General features: G+C 39.2%; 18 protein-coding genes, 1 tRNA gene and 1 other RNA gene. 17 read left to right on the top strand and 3 right to left on the bottom strand.

Features of this window, described 5'->3' with window-relative positions:
* Positions 1–305: 305 nt before the first annotated feature.
* Entirely contained in the window at positions 306–638 is a 333-nt protein-coding gene (locus tag V514_RS0118230; protein WP_029501208.1) for a hypothetical protein, read from the top strand.
* 118 nt (positions 639–756) lie between these two features.
* Here the strand turns inward: V514_RS0118230 and V514_RS0118225 are convergent, their stop codons facing one another.
* Positions 757–1,566, bottom strand: coding sequence for a glycerophosphodiester phosphodiesterase (locus V514_RS0118225; RefSeq protein WP_029501207.1), 810 nt, complete (start codon positions 1,564–1,566; stop codon positions 757–759).
* 132 nt (positions 1,567–1,698) lie between these two features.
* Positions 1,699–2,289, bottom strand: a complete 591-nt coding sequence (clpP, locus tag V514_RS0118220; RefSeq protein ID WP_029501206.1) for an ATP-dependent Clp endopeptidase proteolytic subunit ClpP — start codon at positions 2,287–2,289, stop codon at positions 1,699–1,701.
* Positions 2,290–2,452: 163 nt separating this feature from the next.
* Between clpP and V514_RS0118215 the strand changes: the two genes are divergently transcribed.
* Together V514_RS0118215 and V514_RS0118210 are read left to right on the top strand one after the other, a co-directional pair.
* A tRNA-Arg gene (locus V514_RS0118215) sits at positions 2,453–2,524 on the top strand.
* Between the two features lie 206 nt (positions 2,525–2,730).
* Complete coding sequence (locus V514_RS0118210) at positions 2,731–4,161, top strand: polysaccharide pyruvyl transferase family protein (protein ID WP_029501205.1); 1,431 nt, start codon at positions 2,731–2,733, stop codon at positions 4,159–4,161.
* Positions 4,162–4,201: 40 nt separating this feature from the next.
* On the opposite strand, the gene V514_RS0118205 is transcribed toward V514_RS0118210, so the two are convergent.
* Positions 4,202–5,089, bottom strand: coding sequence for a TetR/AcrR family transcriptional regulator (locus V514_RS0118205; RefSeq protein ID WP_029501204.1), 888 nt, complete (start codon positions 5,087–5,089; stop codon positions 4,202–4,204).
* A gap of 229 nt (positions 5,090–5,318) precedes the next feature.
* Between V514_RS0118205 and V514_RS0118200 the strand changes: the two genes are divergently transcribed.
* The 14 genes from V514_RS0118200 to V514_RS19490 all read left to right on the top strand — a co-directional run.
* On the top strand, positions 5,319–6,845 hold the full coding sequence (locus V514_RS0118200) for a DHA2 family efflux MFS transporter permease subunit (RefSeq protein WP_029501203.1): 1,527 nt from the start codon (positions 5,319–5,321) through the stop codon (positions 6,843–6,845).
* Between the two features lie 157 nt (positions 6,846–7,002).
* Positions 7,003–7,263: a glutaredoxin family protein gene (locus V514_RS0118195; RefSeq protein ID WP_029501202.1), complete on the top strand. Its 261-nt coding sequence runs from the start codon at positions 7,003–7,005 to the stop codon at positions 7,261–7,263.
* 256 nt (positions 7,264–7,519) lie between these two features.
* Positions 7,520–8,557 (top strand): sugar-binding transcriptional regulator, encoded by a 1,038-nt coding sequence (locus V514_RS0118190; protein WP_029501201.1) that lies wholly within the window; start codon positions 7,520–7,522, stop codon positions 8,555–8,557.
* Between the two features lie 27 nt (positions 8,558–8,584).
* Complete coding sequence (gene gap / locus V514_RS0118185) at positions 8,585–9,592, top strand: type I glyceraldehyde-3-phosphate dehydrogenase (protein WP_029501200.1); 1,008 nt, start codon at positions 8,585–8,587, stop codon at positions 9,590–9,592.
* A gap of 182 nt (positions 9,593–9,774) precedes the next feature.
* Positions 9,775–10,959 carry a phosphoglycerate kinase gene (locus tag V514_RS0118180; RefSeq protein ID WP_029501199.1) on the top strand — a complete coding sequence of 395 codons (1,185 nt, stop codon included), beginning with the start codon at positions 9,775–9,777 and terminating at the stop codon, positions 10,957–10,959.
* A gap of 25 nt (positions 10,960–10,984) precedes the next feature.
* Positions 10,985–11,746: a triose-phosphate isomerase gene (gene tpiA / locus V514_RS0118175; protein ID WP_029501198.1), complete on the top strand. Its 762-nt coding sequence runs from the start codon at positions 10,985–10,987 to the stop codon at positions 11,744–11,746.
* Positions 11,739–13,265, top strand: a complete 1,527-nt coding sequence (gene gpmI, locus V514_RS0118170; protein WP_029501197.1) for a 2,3-bisphosphoglycerate-independent phosphoglycerate mutase — start codon at positions 11,739–11,741, stop codon at positions 13,263–13,265. The genes tpiA and gpmI overlap by 8 nt, the downstream gene beginning before the upstream one ends.
* Before the next feature lie 40 nt (positions 13,266–13,305).
* Complete coding sequence (eno, locus tag V514_RS0118165; protein WP_029501196.1) at positions 13,306–14,601, top strand: phosphopyruvate hydratase; 1,296 nt, start codon at positions 13,306–13,308, stop codon at positions 14,599–14,601.
* A 209-nt stretch (positions 14,602–14,810) separates the two neighbouring features.
* On the top strand, positions 14,811–15,038 hold the full coding sequence (gene secG, locus V514_RS0118160; RefSeq protein ID WP_029501195.1) for a preprotein translocase subunit SecG: 228 nt from the start codon (positions 14,811–14,813) through the stop codon (positions 15,036–15,038).
* 109 nt (positions 15,039–15,147) lie between these two features.
* On the top strand, positions 15,148–15,894 hold the full coding sequence (locus tag V514_RS0118155) for an alpha/beta hydrolase (RefSeq protein ID WP_029501194.1): 747 nt from the start codon (positions 15,148–15,150) through the stop codon (positions 15,892–15,894).
* Positions 15,895–15,921: 27 nt separating this feature from the next.
* On the top strand, positions 15,922–18,300 hold the full coding sequence (gene rnr, locus V514_RS0118150; protein WP_029501193.1) for a ribonuclease R: 2,379 nt from the start codon (positions 15,922–15,924) through the stop codon (positions 18,298–18,300).
* Between the two features lie 22 nt (positions 18,301–18,322).
* Positions 18,323–18,787 carry an SsrA-binding protein SmpB gene (smpB, locus tag V514_RS0118145; protein ID WP_029501192.1) on the top strand — a complete coding sequence of 155 codons (465 nt, stop codon included), beginning with the start codon at positions 18,323–18,325 and terminating at the stop codon, positions 18,785–18,787.
* A gap of 181 nt (positions 18,788–18,968) precedes the next feature.
* Positions 18,969–19,324, top strand: a transfer-messenger RNA (tmRNA) gene (gene ssrA, locus V514_RS20160).
* Positions 19,325–19,808: 484 nt separating this feature from the next.
* The coding region (locus V514_RS19490; protein WP_035945123.1) for a hypothetical protein at positions 19,809–20,472 on the top strand (664 nt) is incomplete at its 3' end.

The raw sequence follows: 20,472 nt of genomic DNA, 5'->3' as shown, positions 1-20,472 counted from the left end.
TTTCATTTGCATAATGCTTCCTTTTTATTTTGCACTAAACATCATCTCATCGCAGCCTAAGAACTAGCTACATCGTTTTTTATTAAACTGTCTACAAAATAGGGTTCAGTTCATAATGGTGGTTCCTTCTTTTTTTTGTGCTTTTTTACTATATCAAAATTCGAAAACGCTCTTTGAATCGGAATTGTGCTTTTTCGAGATACTCTTTAAGGTGCAAATCGAGTTTTGAATGTGTGAAGCAATGAAATTAAATGTTAGAATGAATATAAATAAAACTTATATATTTGGATGGAGGATTTTTCATCATGGAATTAGATATTACGTACATTGCACATATCAAAACTGAAGGTCAAGAAGAACAAATCGTCGACTTAAAAATCCCTGAATTAATTGAGTTCCACATTGGTCGCGAAAACAAAGCAGTAGAACTTTTAGAAGGATTAGGTCACACAAATGTTCAACGTCCAGAAATTACAGATGGCGCGGATATGAATCACCTAACTACGAAATCTACATTTAACGGTAAAGAAGTAACAACGACTGTACATTACACAACAGCATTACGCGCTGGTAACGTTGGTAGTAAATCAGGCGACTTCTATTACGAATTAAACCAATTACACAACGTTGTAGAATAATTATTTTGTGGTAGTAAGAAAAAGTCTAAATGCACGTTTTTAGGTCATTTCTTGTTGTTACAGAACGTGATGCTAAGTAGCACACAAAAAGAGAGCTCCGATATGGGGCTCTCTTTTTTTACGGTTTAATTTTATCGGTTTCAATCAACAGTGGTTTATAGCTTTTGGCGCGCTTGTAATCTTTTTGCGTATTGACGCCGTAAATGTGGATGCGGATGCCACTTGCGCGAATCGCTTTTGCTGATTTAGCATCGATATTTTTAATATGCGTTGTATAAATGCGGTATTTGTATTTTTTCAGCGCTTTAATATCGCTTTTTACGCGTTTTTTTGGGTTACCGATAAATGAGATTGTCGCGTTTGGATATTTTTTATGGAATTTGGCGCGATCTTTACTGTTTGGAATGATAAAAAAGGTTTTATTGTACATATTCGCTTTTTTGACGAGCGTAACGATGCCGCTGACAAATTTATCGTCGCTCCAGTCACCTTTTGTACCATCGATGTTAATGCCGACATTGTATTTTTTTGCAGTAGCAAGGACATCTTTTAATAATGGAATTTGCTCGGTTGTCAGTTTATGCTTATTGTTTAGCAGATGTGGTACACGCAGTTGCGCAAGTGTTTGATCGGCCACGAAACCATAACCTGATGTCGTGCGATCGATATTTGGGTCGTGCATCAGGATATAGTGCTTATCTTGCGTTTGCCGTACATCGATTTCGATAAAGGCATAGCCCAATTTATGAGCGCCTTTTACACCAGCGAGTGAGTTTTCGGGTGCGATGACTTGTGCACCGCGATGAGCGCTTAATTTTGTATATTTCCAATTTAGCCAAGATGCGGTATTTGTATCAGCAGAAGCAATGACTGGGAACATGAGGCTTATGCTCAGACAAATAGCTAAAATTTTTGTGAAGCGTGACATAGATAGAAAAACCTCCCTTAAGCAGTTAACTCTATCATACCGTGCCTTTGTAACAAATGAATAACAAAACGGTGAAAAGTACATAAAAAAACACTAAACAATCAATTGATTGCTTAGTGTTTAAGCGCTACATTATTTTGTTTCGTTACGTTCCATGATTTTATCAATGATGCCGTATTCTAAAGCGCGTTCAGCTGACATGTAGTTGTCGCGGTCTGTGTCTTTTTCGATGACTTCGATAGGTTGACCAGTGCGTTCAGATAAAATGCGGTTTAATTTTTCGCGTGTTTTTAAAATATGTTTTGCAGCGATTTCGATTTCAGTCGCTTGACCTTGCGCGCCACCTAGTGGTTGGTGAATCATAATTTCTGCATTTGGTAATGCAAAACGTTTACCTTTTGTACCGGCTGTCAATAGGAATGAACCCATTGATGCAGCCATACCGATGCAGATTGTTTGTACATCTGGTTTGATGAATTGCATCGTATCGTAGATTGCCATACCAGCTGTTACAGAACCACCTGGAGAGTTGATGTATAGGTAGATATCTTTTTCTGGATCTTCTGCTTCTAAAAATAGCAGTTGAGATACGATAGCGTTTGCTACGTTATCATCGATTGCGCTACCTAACATGATAATACGGTCTTTTAAAAGACGAGAGTAAATGTCATATGCGCGTTCGCCGCGGTTTGTTGTTTCGATGACTGTAGGAATTAAGTTCATAAGTATTTCCTCCTTATATGTCCATAAAATTGGCACTGTTTCGTTGCCTTGTACATTTATCATACTTTTTTGGTCAGTAAAGGTCAAATGAAATGAATCATTTAACAGAAAGTTGATAATGTGGCTTTTTACTAGTATAATAGTAAGGTCGTTATATTGCTATGCCTCTGTAGTTTAATGGATAAAACATAAGATTCCGGTTCTTAGGCTGGGGGTTCGATTCCCTCCAGGGGCATCCATTTGTTAATACCTTATTATAGTAAAATTGAAACATGATTTTGTTTGAAAAAACCGTGCGTTTGTACGGTTTTTTTCTTCGTTTAGGACATTCAGATGGAAGCATGTAATTTCATTGACATTTCATATGTAAATTAACTACTATGTAATAGAGTTCTTGTACGGACAACTAATAAAGTAATTGTAATTGAAAGGAGAAAAAGCATGAAAAAAATCTTAATGCGATCTGGTATGTCTCCGCTGAAAAATTTTGACCCAGCACATATCGCTTCTACAAACTCGATCGGAGGGAATGTAGGAAACTTAGTATATGCTTACGGTATTTACCGCACATTGACGACAGAGGATGTCATGATCGTGCCGGATTATTATAAAATCAACCCGAAAGACGCGGATAAAATTAATGCCAATTATGATGGCTACATTATTCCGCTTGCAGATGCCTTCCGTCCAGACTTTATCGGTGACTTAGAGCGCTATGCAGAATTGATTAATAAATTGACGATTCCTGTGTATGTTATCGGTGTTGGTGCGCGTACGCCGTTTGATGCACAAAAAGGTGCAAAATACGAATTTGACGATGCAACGAAAAAATTCGTGAAAGCTGTATTAAACAAATCAGCGATGATTGGTGTACGTGGCCAAATCACGTCTGACTACTTAACAGGACTTGGCTTCCAAGAAGGCGTAGACCATATGCCGATTGGCTGCCCGTCGATGTATAGTTTTGGTCGTGATTTGAAAATTCGTGATACGAATATTACGAAAGATTCGTTAGTATCAATTAACAACTCCCGTTTATCACCAGAAAATGTGTTGAAATTTATTGATCGTAGCCGCCATGAATTTGCGAACTACTACTATATTCCACAATGGTTAAAAGAATTGAAAATGACGTACTTGGGTGGACCTGATTTACCACATCAAGATAAAACATATCCTGAAACGGTATTAGATGAATATTACGTCGGCGACCATGTACGCTACCCGGTCAATATTCCAACGTGGATGGAATTATTACAAGAGGCTGATTTGAGCTTTGGTGCGCGTCTACATGGGAATATTGCGGCGACAATCGCAGGAACGCCAAGTATCATCTTGCCAAAAGATGGTCGTATGCGTGAATTAACAGATTATCACCAATTGAATTCTTATTGGGGTCCAAATATTACCGATGACACGAAAATTTGGGATATTATCGAACAAAGTGACTTCCACAAGCCAGAAAAAGTGGCGAATGAAAACTTTGACCGTTTTATCGACTTTTTAGATAAAAATGGTTTAGACCATGCGTATAAAGAAACAAAATATCCAAAAACAACACCATTAGATAGACAATTAAAAGGCATTAAAGTGCCGGAAGTTGTAACACCGTTTGTTAACGCACCAGTTGATGAGCAAGTGCGCCGCTGGCAAGCATTTAACGATGCAGAAAATGCGCGCACAGAACGTCGTGTAAAACGCGAATTAACGGCGAAAAAAGGCGATGGCGCTAAAATTGCTAGCTACAAAAAGGAAATTGAACGCTTAAATAAAAAAGTGAAATTCCAAGAAAATACGCTAAATCGTAAAGCGGTCAAAGCAACGCTTGGTCTAGCAGATAAAGTAGCAAAAATACGCGGTAATAAAAAATAGTATACAAAAACGAGGTCAGAAAAAACCTGACCTCGTTTTTTTAATGGCGCTGACTTTCTTTTGCGAGCTGCCAAATTTGATTTGTAATTTCAATGGCTTCAGGTGCGTGTGGTGTGTCGCGAAAGCTATTATGGAATTGGAAAGCAACGGCACTTGTGACGTGGTAGCGCGGTTCGTCGCGTTCTAGTTCTTCGAGTAGATACGTAATATATTCTTCTTGTTGTGTTGTTAAATCTTTTAAATATGATTTGAAGCCATTCAATTGTTTAATGAGCTCACCCTTATTAATGTCGCGCGCTTCAATATGTTCGTGCATAAAATCTTCAAAATTTGGGCCGAGCATCGTTTTTTGTTTCGCAATGAGCGAAGGTGTAATTGCGTCGAGTTGGTCGAGCGCAAATGTAACGAAATCCATCGCATTGCCACGTGGGTAGTTGATGATTTTGCCGATATGAAAATATTGGTGCATCATACCAAATAATAAAATGGATGCATCAACATGATAGGGAACCAATTTTACGCCGTACACGTCTAATAAGCGGCGTGCAGTCCAATCAATCTCTTGCAGGAGTGTTTGATCGACGAGACGCTTTAAATCTTTATCACCAGAGTGCAGAATGGATTCAAAAATCGGTAGCAGATTATGTTCATGATTGACCTGCATCGAGGCGATAAGTTGAACGGCAAGCACAGACTTGTCGTTTTTTTCTTTGCCAGTAATCGCTTTTACTTTACGGACTGTCGTTTCTTTTCGCCCGATATCTAATATCGCGATGAGGCAGTCTTTTTTTGATGGAAAATAATTATAAAATGTTCCTTTTGAAATTTGTGCTTCTTCTATAATTTCTTGAATGGACGTTTCGATGAAGCCTTTTTCAGAAAAAAGCTTGACGCAAGCTTGAATAATTTGTCTTTTGCGATTGTTCATTTAGTCACCTTTTTTTATTATGTTTTGGACTAGCAGTATAATTTTAATCATAGTTTGAATTCTTTTCAAGTGAATTGGACTCGTATTATAATAAAGAAAGCGCTTTAAATGGCGGTTTTCACTAACTTGAAATATTTTTCTTGCAAAAATTGGACTGCGAGTATAAAATAAATCAAGTAAACTTTGAAATCGAAGTAAATATAAAAATAGGCAAAGAGGGAATTGAACAATGGATCAACCACTTAAAAAGCCCCCATATTTAATGCTTGCCATTTTATTCGTCGGGGCATTCGTAGCGTTCTTAAACAACACGCTATTAAACGTAGCATTGCCATCAATCATGAAAGACTTTGATGTTGACGCATCAACTGTTCAATGGTTAGCAACAGGCTATATGTTAGTAACTGGTGTACTTGTACCGGCCAGTGCTTTTTTAATTACACGTTTTAAAAACAAAACATTATTTATCACATCAATGGCGATTTTCACCATTGGTACAGCATTAGCAATTATCTCACCAAACTTTGGTGTATTATTAGCAGCACGTATGACTCAAGCAGTAGGTGCTTCTGTAATGGGTCCATTACTTATGAACATTATGTTAGTCAGCTTCCCAGTTGAAAAACGTGGTGCGGCAATGGGTATCTTTGGTCTTGTTATGATCATGGCTCCAGCTATTGGACCTACATTATCAGGTTACTTAGTTGAAAACTTCTCATGGCATTACTTATTTATTGTTATCTTACCGTTTGCGATTATTTCATTATTATTAGCAATCTTTAAATTTGATAACATCATGGAAACAAAACCAGTGACATTAGATGTCTTTTCACTTATCTTATCAACAATTGGTTTTGGTGGTTTGTTATATGGTTTCTCAACTGCTTCATCAGCAGGTTGGGGTGCCATCGAAGTTTGGGGAACAGTCGTTGTAGGTGCTGTTGCACTTATTCTGTTTGTCCTTCGTCAATTGAAATTAGAAAAACCACTTCTAAGTTTAGAAGTATATAAATACCCAATGTATGCAATGGGTAGTGTCATTTCAGCAGTTATCGCGATGGCGATGTTCTCTGGTATGATTTTAACACCATTATACGTGCAAAATGTTCGTGGTATTTCACCAATAGATGCTGGTTTAATGATGTTACCAGGGGCATTATTGATGGGGATTATGTCGCCGATTACCGGTAAATTATTTGACCGCGTAGGGCCTCGTCCGCTAGCAATCGTTGGTTTATCAATCGTTACGGTATCAACATACTACTTATCTAAATTAACATTAGATACATCGTACACGTATTTAATCGTTGCTTATACAATTCGTATGTTTGGTATGTCTATGGTGATGATGCCAATTATGACAAATGGTTTAAATCAATTGCCAATGCGTTTAAATCCACATGGTACAGCAATCAACAACACACTTCAACAAGTTGCAGGTGCTATTGGTTCAGCGGTAATGATTACAATCATGACAAATCGTACAACTTCAGAAGCAGAAGATATGGATATTAAAGCAACTGTTGCTGAAAAAGTGAAAGAAAAAGCAATGGAAGCTGCTCAAAATGGTGAGCAAATGACAGAGGTTCAACTAGCGAAATATGGTAAAGAGCTCGCAACAACAATGGCCAACAAAGCAATGGTTGAAGGGATTAACTTCTCATTCTTCATCGCAATGATCGTGACAATTGTAGCGCTTATCTTATCATTATTCTTAAAACGCGTCACAGTAGAACCTATGAAAATCAATAAATAATATTCTTTTATATAGGAAGAAACACGGGAAAAGCAGTGAGGCAGTGAGTAGCCTAGCTGCTTTTTTTGTATATAAACGCAGAAGTAAACGCTACCATTTTAATTGAGTTTCTTCTATAATATATAGAACTATTACAAAACAGCAAAGGAGTGTCTACATGCTCACTTTTTACAGTCGACCCAATTGTCGTCTTTGTGAGGAAGGAATGAACATGATGCGCCTCGTTCAGCAGGAAGTCCCGTTTGAATTTGCGACAGTAGATATCGAACAAGACGAAGACCTACACGAGAGGTACATGATGATGATTCCGGTTCTCGAAAAAGATGGCGAAATGATTCAATATGGCATTTTAGATTATGAGACAATTATCGAAGCGGTAATCGAACAGCCGGATTCATCATTTGAACAGGCACTTTAACGAATAAAGAATTGCTTAGCGCAATTCTTTATTTTTTTTGAAAAAAAGATGTTTTAAAATTTGAGGAATGGGAATGTAATTTAAATGGAAACATTCATGTAGTAGCTTTTGGTGGGACATATTTAGACCATGTTTGCAAAGCATATTTTAACCTGCTATAATATACCTAGGAAATGAAAGAAATATTTTTTTAGAGTAAGTGGGATAAAAAATGACTATATGGGATAATAATAAACCCACTAAGAGGAGGGAGTACATGCTGTCATTAACGGAAGCGCAGTTAAAAATGCTACCAGAAATGTCAGGGCTGTTACAAGTACGCTATCGTATTTTGAATATGGTCCAAATGCTTGGGCCAATCGGTCGCCGTGCTTTATCAGATAGCCTCTCCCTAGCAGAGCGAGAAGTGAGGAAGGAGACGGACTTGATGCGTGAGCAAGGATTAATCGTTGCGAATCGTACGGGGATGTCGATTTCAGAAGCAGGAATTCAAATTTTAGAGGTGCTGAAGCCACTTGTATATGAATGGTCAGGTATTACGGATTTGGAACGACAGCTACAAAAACATCTGCGAGTGAAACGTATGACAATTGTTGATGGGAACGTTGACCAGGAACCGTCTGTAAAGGCGATGATGGGCGTAGAGGCCGCAAACATTTTAAAACGTGAAGCGAAACAAGGAGATATTATTGCTGTAACGGGTGGTAGTACGGTTGCAGCAGTTGGAGAGCAACTGTCGACAGCTTCGAAAATACGCGGTGCGACATTTATCGCGGCGCGTGGGGGCATGGGTGTTGATGTGACAATGCAAGCGAATACGATTGCCGCAGAGTTTGCAAGTAATACCGGCAATGAGTATCGTACGTTGTATTTACCGGAACATTTGAGTGAGGCAGCGTACAATGCGATGATTCACGAACCAATTGTAAAGGAAATGCTTGATTTTTATGATCACACAGATATCGTTGTTCATGGTGTCGGTTCTGCTGACGAAATGGCTTGGCGTCGTAATTCTACATCTGATGAGGTAGATGCATTACGAAAGCACGGAGCTATTGGAGAGGCATTTGGTTATTATTTTGATGAGACAGGGAAGGCCGTACAGCGGATTCGCACGGTTGGTCTGCAATTAGAACAGGTCAAAAAATGTCCCACTGTAATTGCCCTAGCAGGTGGTGCATCAAAAGCAAAAGCGATTTTAGCTTACTTTACAAATGCACCTGAACAAACAAACTTCATCACCGATTTATCGGCTGCACAGGAAATGTTGAAAATTATTCGAGAAGAAACTTAATGAATTATCATATTGGAGGAACTAGACATGACTTTTAAATTAGCAATCAACGGATTTGGACGTATTGGACGATTAGTATTCCGCACAGCATTACAACGTGAGGATATCGAAATTGTCGCAGTGAATGACTTAACAGACGCAGCTATGCTAGCACATCTTTTAAAATACGACTCAGTACATGGCAAACTAGATGCTGATGTAACTTCTGAAGGTGAAAATTTAGTTGTTAACGGCAAAAAAGTACGTGTGTACGCTGAAACAGATCCAGCGAAATTACCTTGGGGTGACTTAGATGTTGATATTGTTGTCGAATCAACTGGTCGTTTCACAAACTACAACGATGCGAAAAAGCACGTTGATGCAGGTGCTAAAAAAGTTATTGTGTCAGCTCCAGGTCAAAATATGCCAACATTCGTCATGGGTGTAAACGAAAACAATTATAATAAAGACGAAGATATCGTATTTTCTAACGCTTCTTGTACAACAAACTGCTTAGCGCCAGTTGTAAAAGTATTAGACGAAAAATTTGGTATTAAACGTGGTATGATGACGACTGTTCACTCATACACAAATGACCAAAAAATCTTAGACCTCCCACATAAAGATTACCGACGTGCACGTGCCGCTGCAATGTCTAGCATCCCAACAACAACGGGTGCCGCATCAGCAGTCGCAAAAGTATTACCGCAACTTGAAGGGAAACTTGATGGTATGGCCATCCGCGTACCAACACCAAATGTGTCACTTGTTGACTTAGTAGCAGAACTAGATAAAAACGTAACAGTTGAAGAATTGAATGCGGCATTTAAAGCAGCAACTGAAGAAGGCTCACTTGCAGGGAAACTTTCGTACTCTGAAGAACCACTCGTATCAATCGATTACAATGGCAATACTTCTTCTTCAACAGTCGACGCTTTATCAACAATGGTTCTTGAAGACAACATGGTGAAAGTACTTGCGTGGTACGATAACGAAACAGGTTATTCTACTCGCGTAGTCGACCTTGCTGAATACGTTGCAAAACAAGGATTCTAACAATTGAATAGTCGGCGTTGAGACAAAAAAGGCAACTTTATTTCAAAAAAATAATTAGCCTTTTAAGTTGTTAGCGTATATAATGGGTTTGAAAAAAGAGGAGAAGAGCGAGACGGTTACTTCTCCTTTTTTATTGATAGCAAGTAAGCGTTTTACAAGCGCTAAAGGGAGGCATTCTGTAGATGAATGAGAAGAAATCGGTAAAAGATATTGATGTGAAAGGTAAACGCGTATTTGTACGTGTCGACTTTAACGTGCCAATGGAAGATGGAAAAGTGACAGACGACACACGTATTCGCGCAGCATTACCAACAATCCAATATTTAGTCGCTGAAGGTGCGAAAGTGATTTTATCAAGTCACTTAGGCCGTCCAAAAGGTGAAGTGAAAGAAGAACTTCGTTTAACAGCAGCAGGTGAGTGCTTAGCTGAATTGCTTGGCAAACCTGTCAAAAAATTAGACGAATCTGTCGGCGAACAAGTCAAAGCGGTAGTAGCAGATATGCAAGAAGGCGATGTTGTATTGCTTGAAAACGTACGCTTCCACGCTGGTGAAGAAAAAAATGACCCAGCGCTTGCACAACAATTTGCAGAATTTGCAGATGTATACGTGAACGATGCATTTGGTGCGGCTCACCGTGCACATGCAACGACAGCAGGTATCGCAGCATTATTACCAGCTGTATCAGGTTTCTTAATGCAAAAAGAATTAGACGTATTAGGTAAAGCATTAGCACAACCGGAGCGACCATTTACAGCAATCATCGGTGGTGCGAAAGTCAAAGACAAAATCGAGGTTATTAACCACCTTTTAGAAAAAGTCGATAACTTAATTATCGGCGGCGGTCTGTCTTACACATTCACAAAGGCAGAAGGTTACGAAGTTGGTAAGTCGCTTCTTGAAGAAGATAAAATCGACTTAGCAAAATCATTTATCAAAAAAGCAGAAGAAAAAGGCGTAAAATTATACACACCTATCGATGCGGTTGTTGCAGATGAATTTTCAAAAGATGCGCACACACAAGTAGTCGACATTAACGAAATTCCTGCAGATTACATGGGCTTAGATATCGGTCCAAAAACAGCGGCAATCTATGCGGACGTTATTAAAAACTCAAAATTAATCATTTGGAATGGCCCAATGGGTGTATTTGAAATGGATGCTTTTGCAAACGGTACAAAATCAGTAGCAAATGCAATGGCAGAAACAGCGGGCTATACAATTATCGGCGGCGGTGACTCAGCTGCAGCAGTTGAAAAATTTGAAGTTGCATCAACGATGTCACACATCTCAACAGGTGGCGGTGCTTCTCTTGAATTCATGGAAGGGAAAGACCTACCAGGCGTAGTCGCATTAAACGATAAATAATAACTTATTGGAGGATGATTGAAACATGCGTAAACCAATTATTGCTGGCAACTGGAAAATGTACAAAACACTTTCTGAGGCTGTAGATTTTGTCGAGCAAGTCAAGTCACAAGTCCCTGCGAACGATAAAGTAGAAGCTGTTGTTTGTTCACCGGCACTATTTTTACCGTCGTTAGTTGAAGCTGCGAAGGGTACGGATTTAGCAATCGGCGCACAAAATATGCATTTTGAAACTGAAGGTGCATTTACTGGCGAAATCAGCCCGACGCAACTAGCAGATATTCACGTGCAATACGTTGTGTTAGGTCATTCTGAGCGTCGTGAATATTTTAACGAAACAGATGAAGCGGTTAATAAAAAAGCACATGCAGCATTTGCACATCATTTAGTGCCAATCATTTGCGTGGGTGAAACATTAGAAGAACGCGAAGCAGGCCAAACCGTATCAAAGGTTGCAACGCAAGTAAAAGCTGCGATTAAAGATTTATCAGCAGCGCAAGTAGCACAAGCAGTTATCGCGTATGAGCCTATTTGGGCTATCGGTACAGGTAAAACGGCAACAGCAGCAGATGCAAACGAAGTATGTGGCGAAGTGCGCAAAGCAATCGCTGAAGAAATCGGTGCAGATGTCGCTGATAAAACACGTATTCAATACGGTGGTTCAGTGAAACCAACAAATGTTGACGAACTTTTATCGATGGAACATATTGACGGCGCTCTAGTTGGTGGTGCAAGCTTAGAAGTAGATTCATACTTAAAATTATTGGAGGCGGGGGCAAATGCCTAATACACCAGTAGCACTAATCATTTTAGATGGCTTCGGCTGTCGTAAAGAAGTTTTCGGTAATGCAGTAGCGCAAGCAAATAAACCAAATTTTGATCGCTACTTCAAACAATTCCCACATGCGCAATTACTTGCGTCAGGCGAGGAAGTGGGTCTACCAGCAGGTCAAATGGGGAACTCCGAAGTAGGTCATTTAAATATCGGCGCGGGTCGTATCGTGTATCAAAGTTTAACGCGTATCGACAAGTCGATTAAAGATGGCGATTTCTTTGAAAATGACGTGCTTCTAAAAGCAATCAACCATGTGAAAGAACATAATTCAAAGTTACATTTCTTAGGGTTACTTTCAGATGGCGGTGTACACAGTCATTATGAGCATTTATTTGCTTTGTTAAAGCTAGCGAAACAACAAGGTCTTGATGACGTGTATCTTCACGCATTTTTAGACGGCCGTGATGTTGGTCCAAAAACAGCACCACAATATCTTGAAGAAACAAACAAACAAATGAACGATATCGGCATTGGTAAAATCGCTTCTGTCAGCGGACGTTACTATGCGATGGACCGCGATAAACGTTGGGATCGTGTGCAATTAGCATTTGATGCTGTTGTACAAGGCAAAGCACCGATGCAGCAGTCAGCTGAAGCGGGTCTTGAAGCTTCATATGCAGAAGGTGTCACAGATGAATTTGTGAAGCCATTTGTTATCGAAGAACAAGGACAACCAGTGGCGAAAATCGACGATAACGATGCGATTATTTTCTTCAATTTCCGTCCAGACCGAGCAATCCAATTATCAACAGCAATTACAAATCCTGCATTTGATGGTTTTGAAATTTCAGAAATTCAACCGAAAAACCTTGAATTTGTTTGCTTTAAGAAATATAGTGAAACTGTAATCGGTGATATCGCGTTTTACGACGACGATTTAAAAAATACAATCGGCGAAGTGTTATCTGATGCACAGTTACGTCAATTACGCATTGCAGAAACAGAAAAATACCCACACGTAACATTCTTTATGAGTGGTGGGCGTGAGGATAAATTCGACGGTGAAAATCGTATTTTAATCAACTCACCAAAAGTTGCGACGTACGATTTACAACCTGAGATGAGTGCCTACGAAGTGCGCGACGCATTAGTTGCAGAAATTAATGGCGACAAAGTAGACGCAATTATCTTAAACTTCGCAAATCCGGACATGGTTGGTCATAGCGGTATGTTAGAGCCAACAATTAAGGCAATCGAAGCAGTTGATGAATGTTTAGGCGATGTTGTTGATGCGATTTTAGCAAAAGGTGGTCATGCGATTATTACAGCTGACCATGGTAACTCTGATGAAGTCGTAACGCTTGAAGGTAACCCGATGACAGCACATACAACAAATCCAGTACCAGTAATCGTCACAAAAGATGACATCACTATGCATGATGGTATTTTAGCTGACTTAGCGCCAACAATGCTTAAATTGTTAGGTGTTGCACAACCTGCCGAAATGACAGGTAAACCATTATTCGATTAATCGAATGAAATTAATTCATAAACCGAGGAGAATTCAAACAATGTCAATTATTACAAACGTATTAGCTCGCGAAGTATTAGATTCACGCGGTAACCCAACAGTCGAAGTAGAAGTATTCACAGAAGCAGGTGCTTATGGCCGTGCAATCGTACCATCAGGTGCATCAACAGGTGAATATGAAGCTGTAGAATTACGCGATGGTGATAAATCTCGCTACTTAGGTAAAGGTGTATTAAAAGCCGTTGATAACGTGAACAGCATTATTGCTCCTGCATTAATCGGTGAATTTTCAGTATTAGATCAAGTAGCAATCGACAAAAAAATGATCGAACTTGATGGCACTGCAAACAAAGGTGCTCTAGGTGCAAACGCAATCCTAGGCGTATCTTTAGCAGTAGCTCACGCAGGTGCTAACTACTTAGGTTTACCACTTTACCAATATATCGGTGGCGTAAACGCAAAACAATTACCTGTACCAATGATGAACATCTTAAACGGTGGCGAACACGCGGATAACAACGTCGACATCCAAGAATTCATGGTAATGCCTGTAGGCGCTGAAAACTTCCGCCACGCATTACGCATGGGTACTGAAATCTTCCACTCATTAAAAGCGGTATTAAAAGAATCAGGACACAACACTGCTGTAGGTGATGAAGGTGGTTTCGCTCCTAACTTAACATCAAACGAAGAAGCATTATCAACAATTGTCACTGCAATTGAACGCGCTGGCTACAAACCGGGCGAAGAAGTAATGCTTGCAATGGACGTTGCATCTTCTGAACTTTACAATGACGCAGACAAGCTATACCACTTAGATGGTGAAGGCGTTGCGAAAACTTCTGAGGAAATGGTTGCTTGGTACGAAGAGTTAACATCTAAATACCCAATCATCTCAATCGAAGACGGTCTTGATGAAAACGACTGGGCTGGTCACAAATTATTAACTGAAAAAATCGGCGACCGCGTACAATTAGTAGGCGACGATTTATTCGTAACAAACACAGAAAAATTATCACGCGGTATCGAAGAAGGCGTTGGTAACTCAATTTTAGTTAAAGTAAACCAAATCGGTACATTAACTGAAACGTTAGACGCGATTGAAATGGCAAAACGCGCAGGTTACACTGCAGTTATCTCTCACCGTTCTGGTGAATCAGAAGACGTAACAATTGCAGATATCGCAGTTGCGACAAACGCTGGCCAAATCAAAACGGGTGCACCTTCTCGTACAGACCGTGTTGCAAAATACAACCAATTACTACGTATCGAAGACGAATTAGAAAGCGTTTCAAAATACGAAGGTATTCAATCTTTCTACAACTTAAATAAATAGTAGATAACTAAAAGAGGAATTGTGCTGAGGCGCAATTCCTTTTTTGTATTTCAACAGGTGCTTTAAAAAAAATGCCGTATTTTGCTATATAGTTGTACACTTTCATGTTAAAATGGCATTATGTATGATTACGTTTAAGTTATGCATCGCTTGCTTAGTCTGTGGTAGCATAGGCAAAGTTGTGATGTAGATGAGCAGGAGGTGGCATGATGCATACATTTTTACTAATCTCATTAATCGTTTTATCAGTGTTAATTATTGCGACAGTATTAATGCAAGAACCGAAGAGTGCTGGTCTTTCAGGAGCCATTTCAGGTGGTGCCGAACAGTTATTTGGTAAATCAAAAGCTCGTGGCGTAGAACTTATTTTACACCGCGTAACATTGATCCTTTCAGTATTATTTTTCGTGGTAGCAATTTTAATTGCAAAATTCTAATAAACGATTGATGCCTAACCACCAAAAGGTTAGGCATTTTGTATTTATTAAGGATATAATAGAGAAAGACATCATTTATCAACGAGTGACACATCAGGAGGTTTTTGAAGTGAAGGTATCTTTGCCAGAGCCATTCTTTTTTAAGGCTGGAAAACGAGCAGTATTATTACTACACGGATTTACAGGGAGTTCAGCGGATGTGCATATTTTAGGTCGCTTCCTAGAGAAGCAAGGATACACCGTGAAAGCGCCGCATTATAAAGGGCACGCTGTATCACCTAAAGAGCTTATCGAGACTGGACCAGAAGATTGGTGGCAAGATGTTGAAAAGGCGTATGACGAGCTAGTAGAGGCGGGTTACAATGAAATTGCCGTAATCGGTCTGTCACTTGGCGGCGTCTTTTCTCTTCGTTTAGGTTATACAAAGCCGCTAAAAGGCATCGTAACGATGTGCGCACCAATGACGATGCGTACAACCGATACGATGTTTAGCGGTATTTTAAAGTATGCAAACGATTTTAGTCGTGCATTTGGATATACTGAAGAGCAACGAGTAGCGCTACAACAAGAAATTAAGCGCACCGGAATGCCCTCATTGCCAAAACTTCCTGAACTGATTCAAGATGTGCGCAGTCACGTAGATGAAGTGTATGCCCCCATTTTTGTTGTGCAAGGACGACTAGACGATGTTATAAATCCGCAGTCAGCACACATTATTTATGATACAGTAGAGTCAATTGACAAACACATTAAATGGTATGAAGAATCGGGTCATGTCATTACGTTAGATAAAGAAAAAAAACAATTAAATGAGGATATTTTAGCGTTTCTAAAGACATTAGATTGGCAGGAATAATCGTCAGAAAACGTAGGAGGAAAACATTTGAGTAATTTAGAACAACGCACACTTGCGTTACTCACAGAACCAGAAATAAAACCGCTAACGGTGGCGGAAATAGAAGAACAACTAGGCTTAACAGAGGCAGACGACTTCAAAGAGCTAGTGAAAGTATTAGTGAAATTAGAAGAAGCGGGTACAATCGTACGTGGCAGCAATGACAAATACGGTACACCTAAACGCATGAACACATTTAAAGGTCGTTTTATCGGCCATGCAAAAGGTTTTGGCTTCGTAGCACCGGAAGAAGCAGGCATGGATGATGTCTTTATTCCACCAACAATGAAAGGTGGCGCTTTAAACGGTGATACGGTTATCGTGACAGTATCTGCTGGTTCTACGGGCGAACGCCGCGAAGGTCAAATCATCGAAGTTGTAGAACGCGGTACATCACGTATCGTTGGGGAATTCCAAGCGAATAAAAACTTTGGTTTCGTACTACCGGATGATAAACGTTTCGGTACGGATATTTTCATCGGTCAAGGGCATACTTTAGGTGCTGTTGACGGACATAAAGTGGTTGTTGAAATTACAAAATGGCCAGATGAAAAACGCTCTGCATCAGGTATGATTACACAAATTTTAGGTCATAAAAATGATCCGGGTGTTGATATTTTATCAATCATTCATAAACATAATATCGATGTAGACTTCCCAGAAGAAGTAATCGAAGCTGCACAACAAGTGCCAGAAGAAATTTCAGATGAAGACCGCGTAGGCCGTCGCGATTGCCGCGAAGATGTTGTCGTAACGATTGATGGCGAATCTGCAAAAGACTTAGATGATGCAGTTGGCGTTGTAAGATTAGACAATGGTAACTACAAATTAACGGTCCACATTGCAGACGTAAGCTACTATGTAACGCTAGATTCTGTTTTAGACAAGGAAGCATATGAGCGCGCGACATCTGTGTACTTAACAGACCGCGTAATTCCAATGATTCCACACCGTTTATCAAATGGTATTTGTTCATTGAACCCACAAGTAGATCGTCTTGTGTTATCTTGTGAAATGGTCATTAACCAAGAAGGTAAAGTGATCGACCACGATATTTTCCAAAGTGTTATTAGCACAAACGAACGTATGACATACTCAGACGTTTACAAAATTTTAGAACATAAAGATGCGGCATTAATCGAGCGCTACAAAGAGCTTGTACCAATGTTTGAAACGATGAAAGAATTATCAACTGTTCTTCGTAATCGTCGTGACGCGCGTGGTGCAGTAGACTTTGACTTAAAAGAGTCACAAGTTGTTGTTGATGAAAACGGCTGGCCAGTAGATATCGTTGTTCGTGAACGTACGATCGCTGAAAAAATGATTGAGGACTTCATGCTTGCGGCGAATGAAACTGTTGCAGAGCACGTATGCAAAATGGAATTACCATTCATTTACCGTATTCACGAAGACCCATCTCCAGAGCGTTTACAACGTTTCTTCGAGTTTATTACAAACTTCGGTATTACTGTAAAAGGTGCGACAGATTCAATTGACCCAAGCGCACTACAAGGTATTTTAAAATCAGTTGAAGGTCAACCGGAATATCCAGTAATTTCAACGATGATGTTACGTTCAATGCAACAAGCGAAATATAACCCAGAATGTCTTGGTCACTTCGGTTTAGCAGCGCCGTACTACACGCACTTTACGTCGCCAATCCGTCGTTACCCTGACTTAATCGTGCACCGCTTAATCCGCACGTATTTAATCAATGGTGATAAATCGCCAAAAACAACGTCTTATTGGGGCGCACATATGGACGAAATCGCAACGCATACATCTTCTCGCGAACGTCGTGCTATCGATGCAGAACGTGATACAGAAGCAATCAAGAAAGCACAATATATGTCTGATAAAGTGGGACAAGAATTTGAAGGTATCGTAGGTTCAGTAACAAACTTCGGTATGTTTATCGAGCTTGATAATACAATTGAAGGTCTTGTACACATCAGCAACTTAACAGATGACTACTACAACTTTGATGAAAGCTCAATGACGATGCGCGGCGAACGTACTGCACGTCAGTTCCGCATCGGAGACCGCGTGAAAATCAAAGTGTTTAACGTTAACGTAGACGAAGCGGCAGTTGACTTTATCATTACAGATATGCCAGAACCACAACCACGTCGTCGTCCAACAGGTCCACGTGTCATCAAAGGGAAAGACAAAGATAAAGAATTCAAACGCGGTGGTAAAGACGGTAGCAAACGTACGCTAAGCGGCCCAAAAGTAAATGGTCGTACACGTAAACAAGACCGCAAACGCAGCGGTGAGGGCGGCGGTTCTAAGCCACGTAAAGGCGGCAGCTTCTACGATGCAATGGCAAAAGCTTCTCAAAAGAAAGACCACGGCAAACGAAAATAAGAAATTATTGAGGTGACGCCACATGCCAAAGGGAAAAGGTAATGCAATCGCACAAAATAAAAAAGCAGGCCATGACTACTTTATCGAAGATACGATTGAAGCGGGTTTAGTACTAAACGGTACGGAAATCAAATCAATTCGTAAAGGGAAAGTACAGTTGAAAGACTCGTACATTCAAATTCGTAATGGAGAGGCGTGGGTATCAAATATGCACATTAGCCCGTATGAACAAGGGAACATCTTCAACCATGATCCGATTCGTACGCGTAAGTTATTGTTGCATAAGCGCCAAATCCAGCAGTTGAATTACGACATTAAGCGCGATGGTTACACAATTGTACCGCTTAAAATGTACATTAAAGATGGTTACGCAAAACTGCTAATTGGCCTTGGTAAAGGTAAGAAAAATTACGATAAACGCCAAGACTTGAAGAAAAAAGATGCGAAGCGCGATATGGCACGTGCCATGAAGGATCGCCAGCATTAATGAAGAAAGTACTACTCACGACGAGTAGTGCTTTTTTGTTGCGACACGTACAGTATTGCGCTATAATGGTATTAGATTTAAGCCAGTCTCGTTTATCGCCACCGCGCGATTTCCGAACTTACCCAATTCAGGCAGCTAGTACGAGCTCATATGGCTCTATGCTCTTTGTCACAGTGAATAGGGGGACGTTACGGATTCGACAGGGATGTCTGGGCTTAAGTCGCGTGTCGGAGGCCTCGGCTTCGTTACCAACGGAAGTTATATAATAACTGGCAAAACAAACAATCAATTAGCTGCAGCTTAGTTCTGCAACTGCCTCACCGCTCTATCGCCCATGTAGTAGTGACTGAGGCCCAACTTTAGTGGGATACGCTTACAGGTGCAACCTGAGTCTGTAAGAAGAGATTAGTAGGTTAGCGCTCAAGACGCCTGTCTGTCGGCATAATGCAGCGCGAAACGTAAGTAGATAGACTACACACGTAGTGGCTTAAGTACTGGAGTTTCTGGACGCGGGTTCGACTCCCGCCGTCTCCATAAGACGAAATCATACGGTTTCAAAAAAAGACCACCAAAATCCTTTATAAGAGGATTTTGGTGGTTTTTAAAATTTAAATTTAATAGATTGTATTCAGGCATAGTCAAAAATTAATTTACTAAATTATTATGTTTTAAGGAATGATGAAAGTATAAAAATATGTGTAGATGGTGAATTCCAAATATTTGAATATTCTAATAGGGTTCATTTAGGAATCAGAGGTATGAAAGACCAAGTTAAGTATGGAAAAAAGGAAAAAATTACGCATAGATGAAACAAAATTAAAAAAACGTATAGATTCTTATTTCTGAAATAAGAATAAGAAAAATTTTAAAGAGTGTTTTTGATATATTGTGAAAAAAGTCTTTTTTAACTCGTATCGAGATTTAATGGTATGATAGAAAAGTCATGTAAATATAACAAATAATATGCTTAGTACCTATAATTTGATATTATAAAAATAAAAGTATTTCAACGGGGTGTCAAATGGATATTGTAAACTTTTCAACTTTTTTCTCTAATAAAATGAAAAATAATTTAACTAAAAATCAAAAATTAAAAAATCTCTCAGCCTATTTCAGAGAACATACAAATCAAATTATCGATTTTAAAGATGAAAGCGAAGCTCTAAAGCAGATTGTAGAGTATATCAAAGATAATGAAGATAATGAAGGGGTTATATTAGAAGAATTATATTACATTTTAGAACATTATAGTTATTCTACAATTAATCCTCTCTATATATATGAGTTGCAAACAAATAATGCTACCCTAGAAAAATGTACTAGAGAAATCCAAAAACTATTTAAAGGAAATAGAAGGTATGAAAATTTTGAATATAAATTGATAGATAGTAGCTATGATCCATCGTTTCTAACAATAAATTTAAATTTCGAATTTATATATTATGAGCTGGATATTGTGAAAAATAATGAAGAAAAAATTAATAGTGGCAAAATCTCGTTAACGTTAGACCTTAGACATAAAAAATGTATTACTTCACAAACAACAAATCTATCTTGTCATAATAATTTAATAGAATATTTAACTAACAAAACTACATTTACTTTTAAACCATATTACCTTTTAAAAAGAAAAAAAACTATGAATTATAAATGTCAACTAATCTATGTACATAAGCGCTCACTTA

Origin of the sequence: Kurthia huakuii LAM0618, from assembly GCF_000505545.1 — a bacterium.
Taxonomy (GTDB): Bacteria; Bacillota; Bacilli; order Bacillales_A; family Planococcaceae; genus Kurthia; species Kurthia huakuii.
Note: the sequence above shows the minus strand (reverse complement) of the source record. Positions and strands in the feature narration are given on the sequence as shown.

Bases quoted from the DNA above. Each gene is read 5' to 3' on its own strand.
- V514_RS0118230 (WP_029501208.1), top strand. From the start codon at position 306: ATGGAATTAGATATTACGTACATTGCACATATCAAAACTGAAGGTCAA.
- clpP (WP_029501206.1), bottom strand. From the start codon at position 2,289: ATGAACTTAATTCCTACAGTCATCGAAACAACAAACCGCGGCGAACGC.
- eno (WP_029501196.1), top strand. From the start codon at position 13,306: ATGTCAATTATTACAAACGTATTAGCTCGCGAAGTATTAGATTCACGC.
- tpiA (WP_029501198.1), top strand. From the start codon at position 10,985: ATGCGTAAACCAATTATTGCTGGCAACTGGAAAATGTACAAAACACTT.
- gap (WP_029501200.1), top strand. From the start codon at position 8,585: ATGACTTTTAAATTAGCAATCAACGGATTTGGACGTATTGGACGATTA.
- gpmI (WP_029501197.1), top strand. From the start codon at position 11,739: ATGCCTAATACACCAGTAGCACTAATCATTTTAGATGGCTTCGGCTGT.
- V514_RS0118210 (WP_029501205.1), top strand. From the start codon at position 2,731: ATGAAAAAAATCTTAATGCGATCTGGTATGTCTCCGCTGAAAAATTTT.
- V514_RS0118205 (WP_029501204.1), bottom strand. From the start codon at position 5,089: ATGAACAATCGCAAAAGACAAATTATTCAAGCTTGCGTCAAGCTTTTT.
- V514_RS0118180 (WP_029501199.1), top strand. From the start codon at position 9,775: ATGAATGAGAAGAAATCGGTAAAAGATATTGATGTGAAAGGTAAACGC.
- V514_RS0118195 (WP_029501202.1), top strand. From the start codon at position 7,003: ATGCTCACTTTTTACAGTCGACCCAATTGTCGTCTTTGTGAGGAAGGA.
- secG (WP_029501195.1), top strand. From the start codon at position 14,811: ATGCATACATTTTTACTAATCTCATTAATCGTTTTATCAGTGTTAATT.
- V514_RS0118200 (WP_029501203.1), top strand. From the start codon at position 5,319: ATGGATCAACCACTTAAAAAGCCCCCATATTTAATGCTTGCCATTTTA.
- V514_RS0118225 (WP_029501207.1), bottom strand. From the start codon at position 1,566: ATGTCACGCTTCACAAAAATTTTAGCTATTTGTCTGAGCATAAGCCTC.
- V514_RS0118190 (WP_029501201.1), top strand. From the start codon at position 7,520: ATGCTGTCATTAACGGAAGCGCAGTTAAAAATGCTACCAGAAATGTCA.
- smpB (WP_029501192.1), top strand. From the start codon at position 18,323: ATGCCAAAGGGAAAAGGTAATGCAATCGCACAAAATAAAAAAGCAGGC.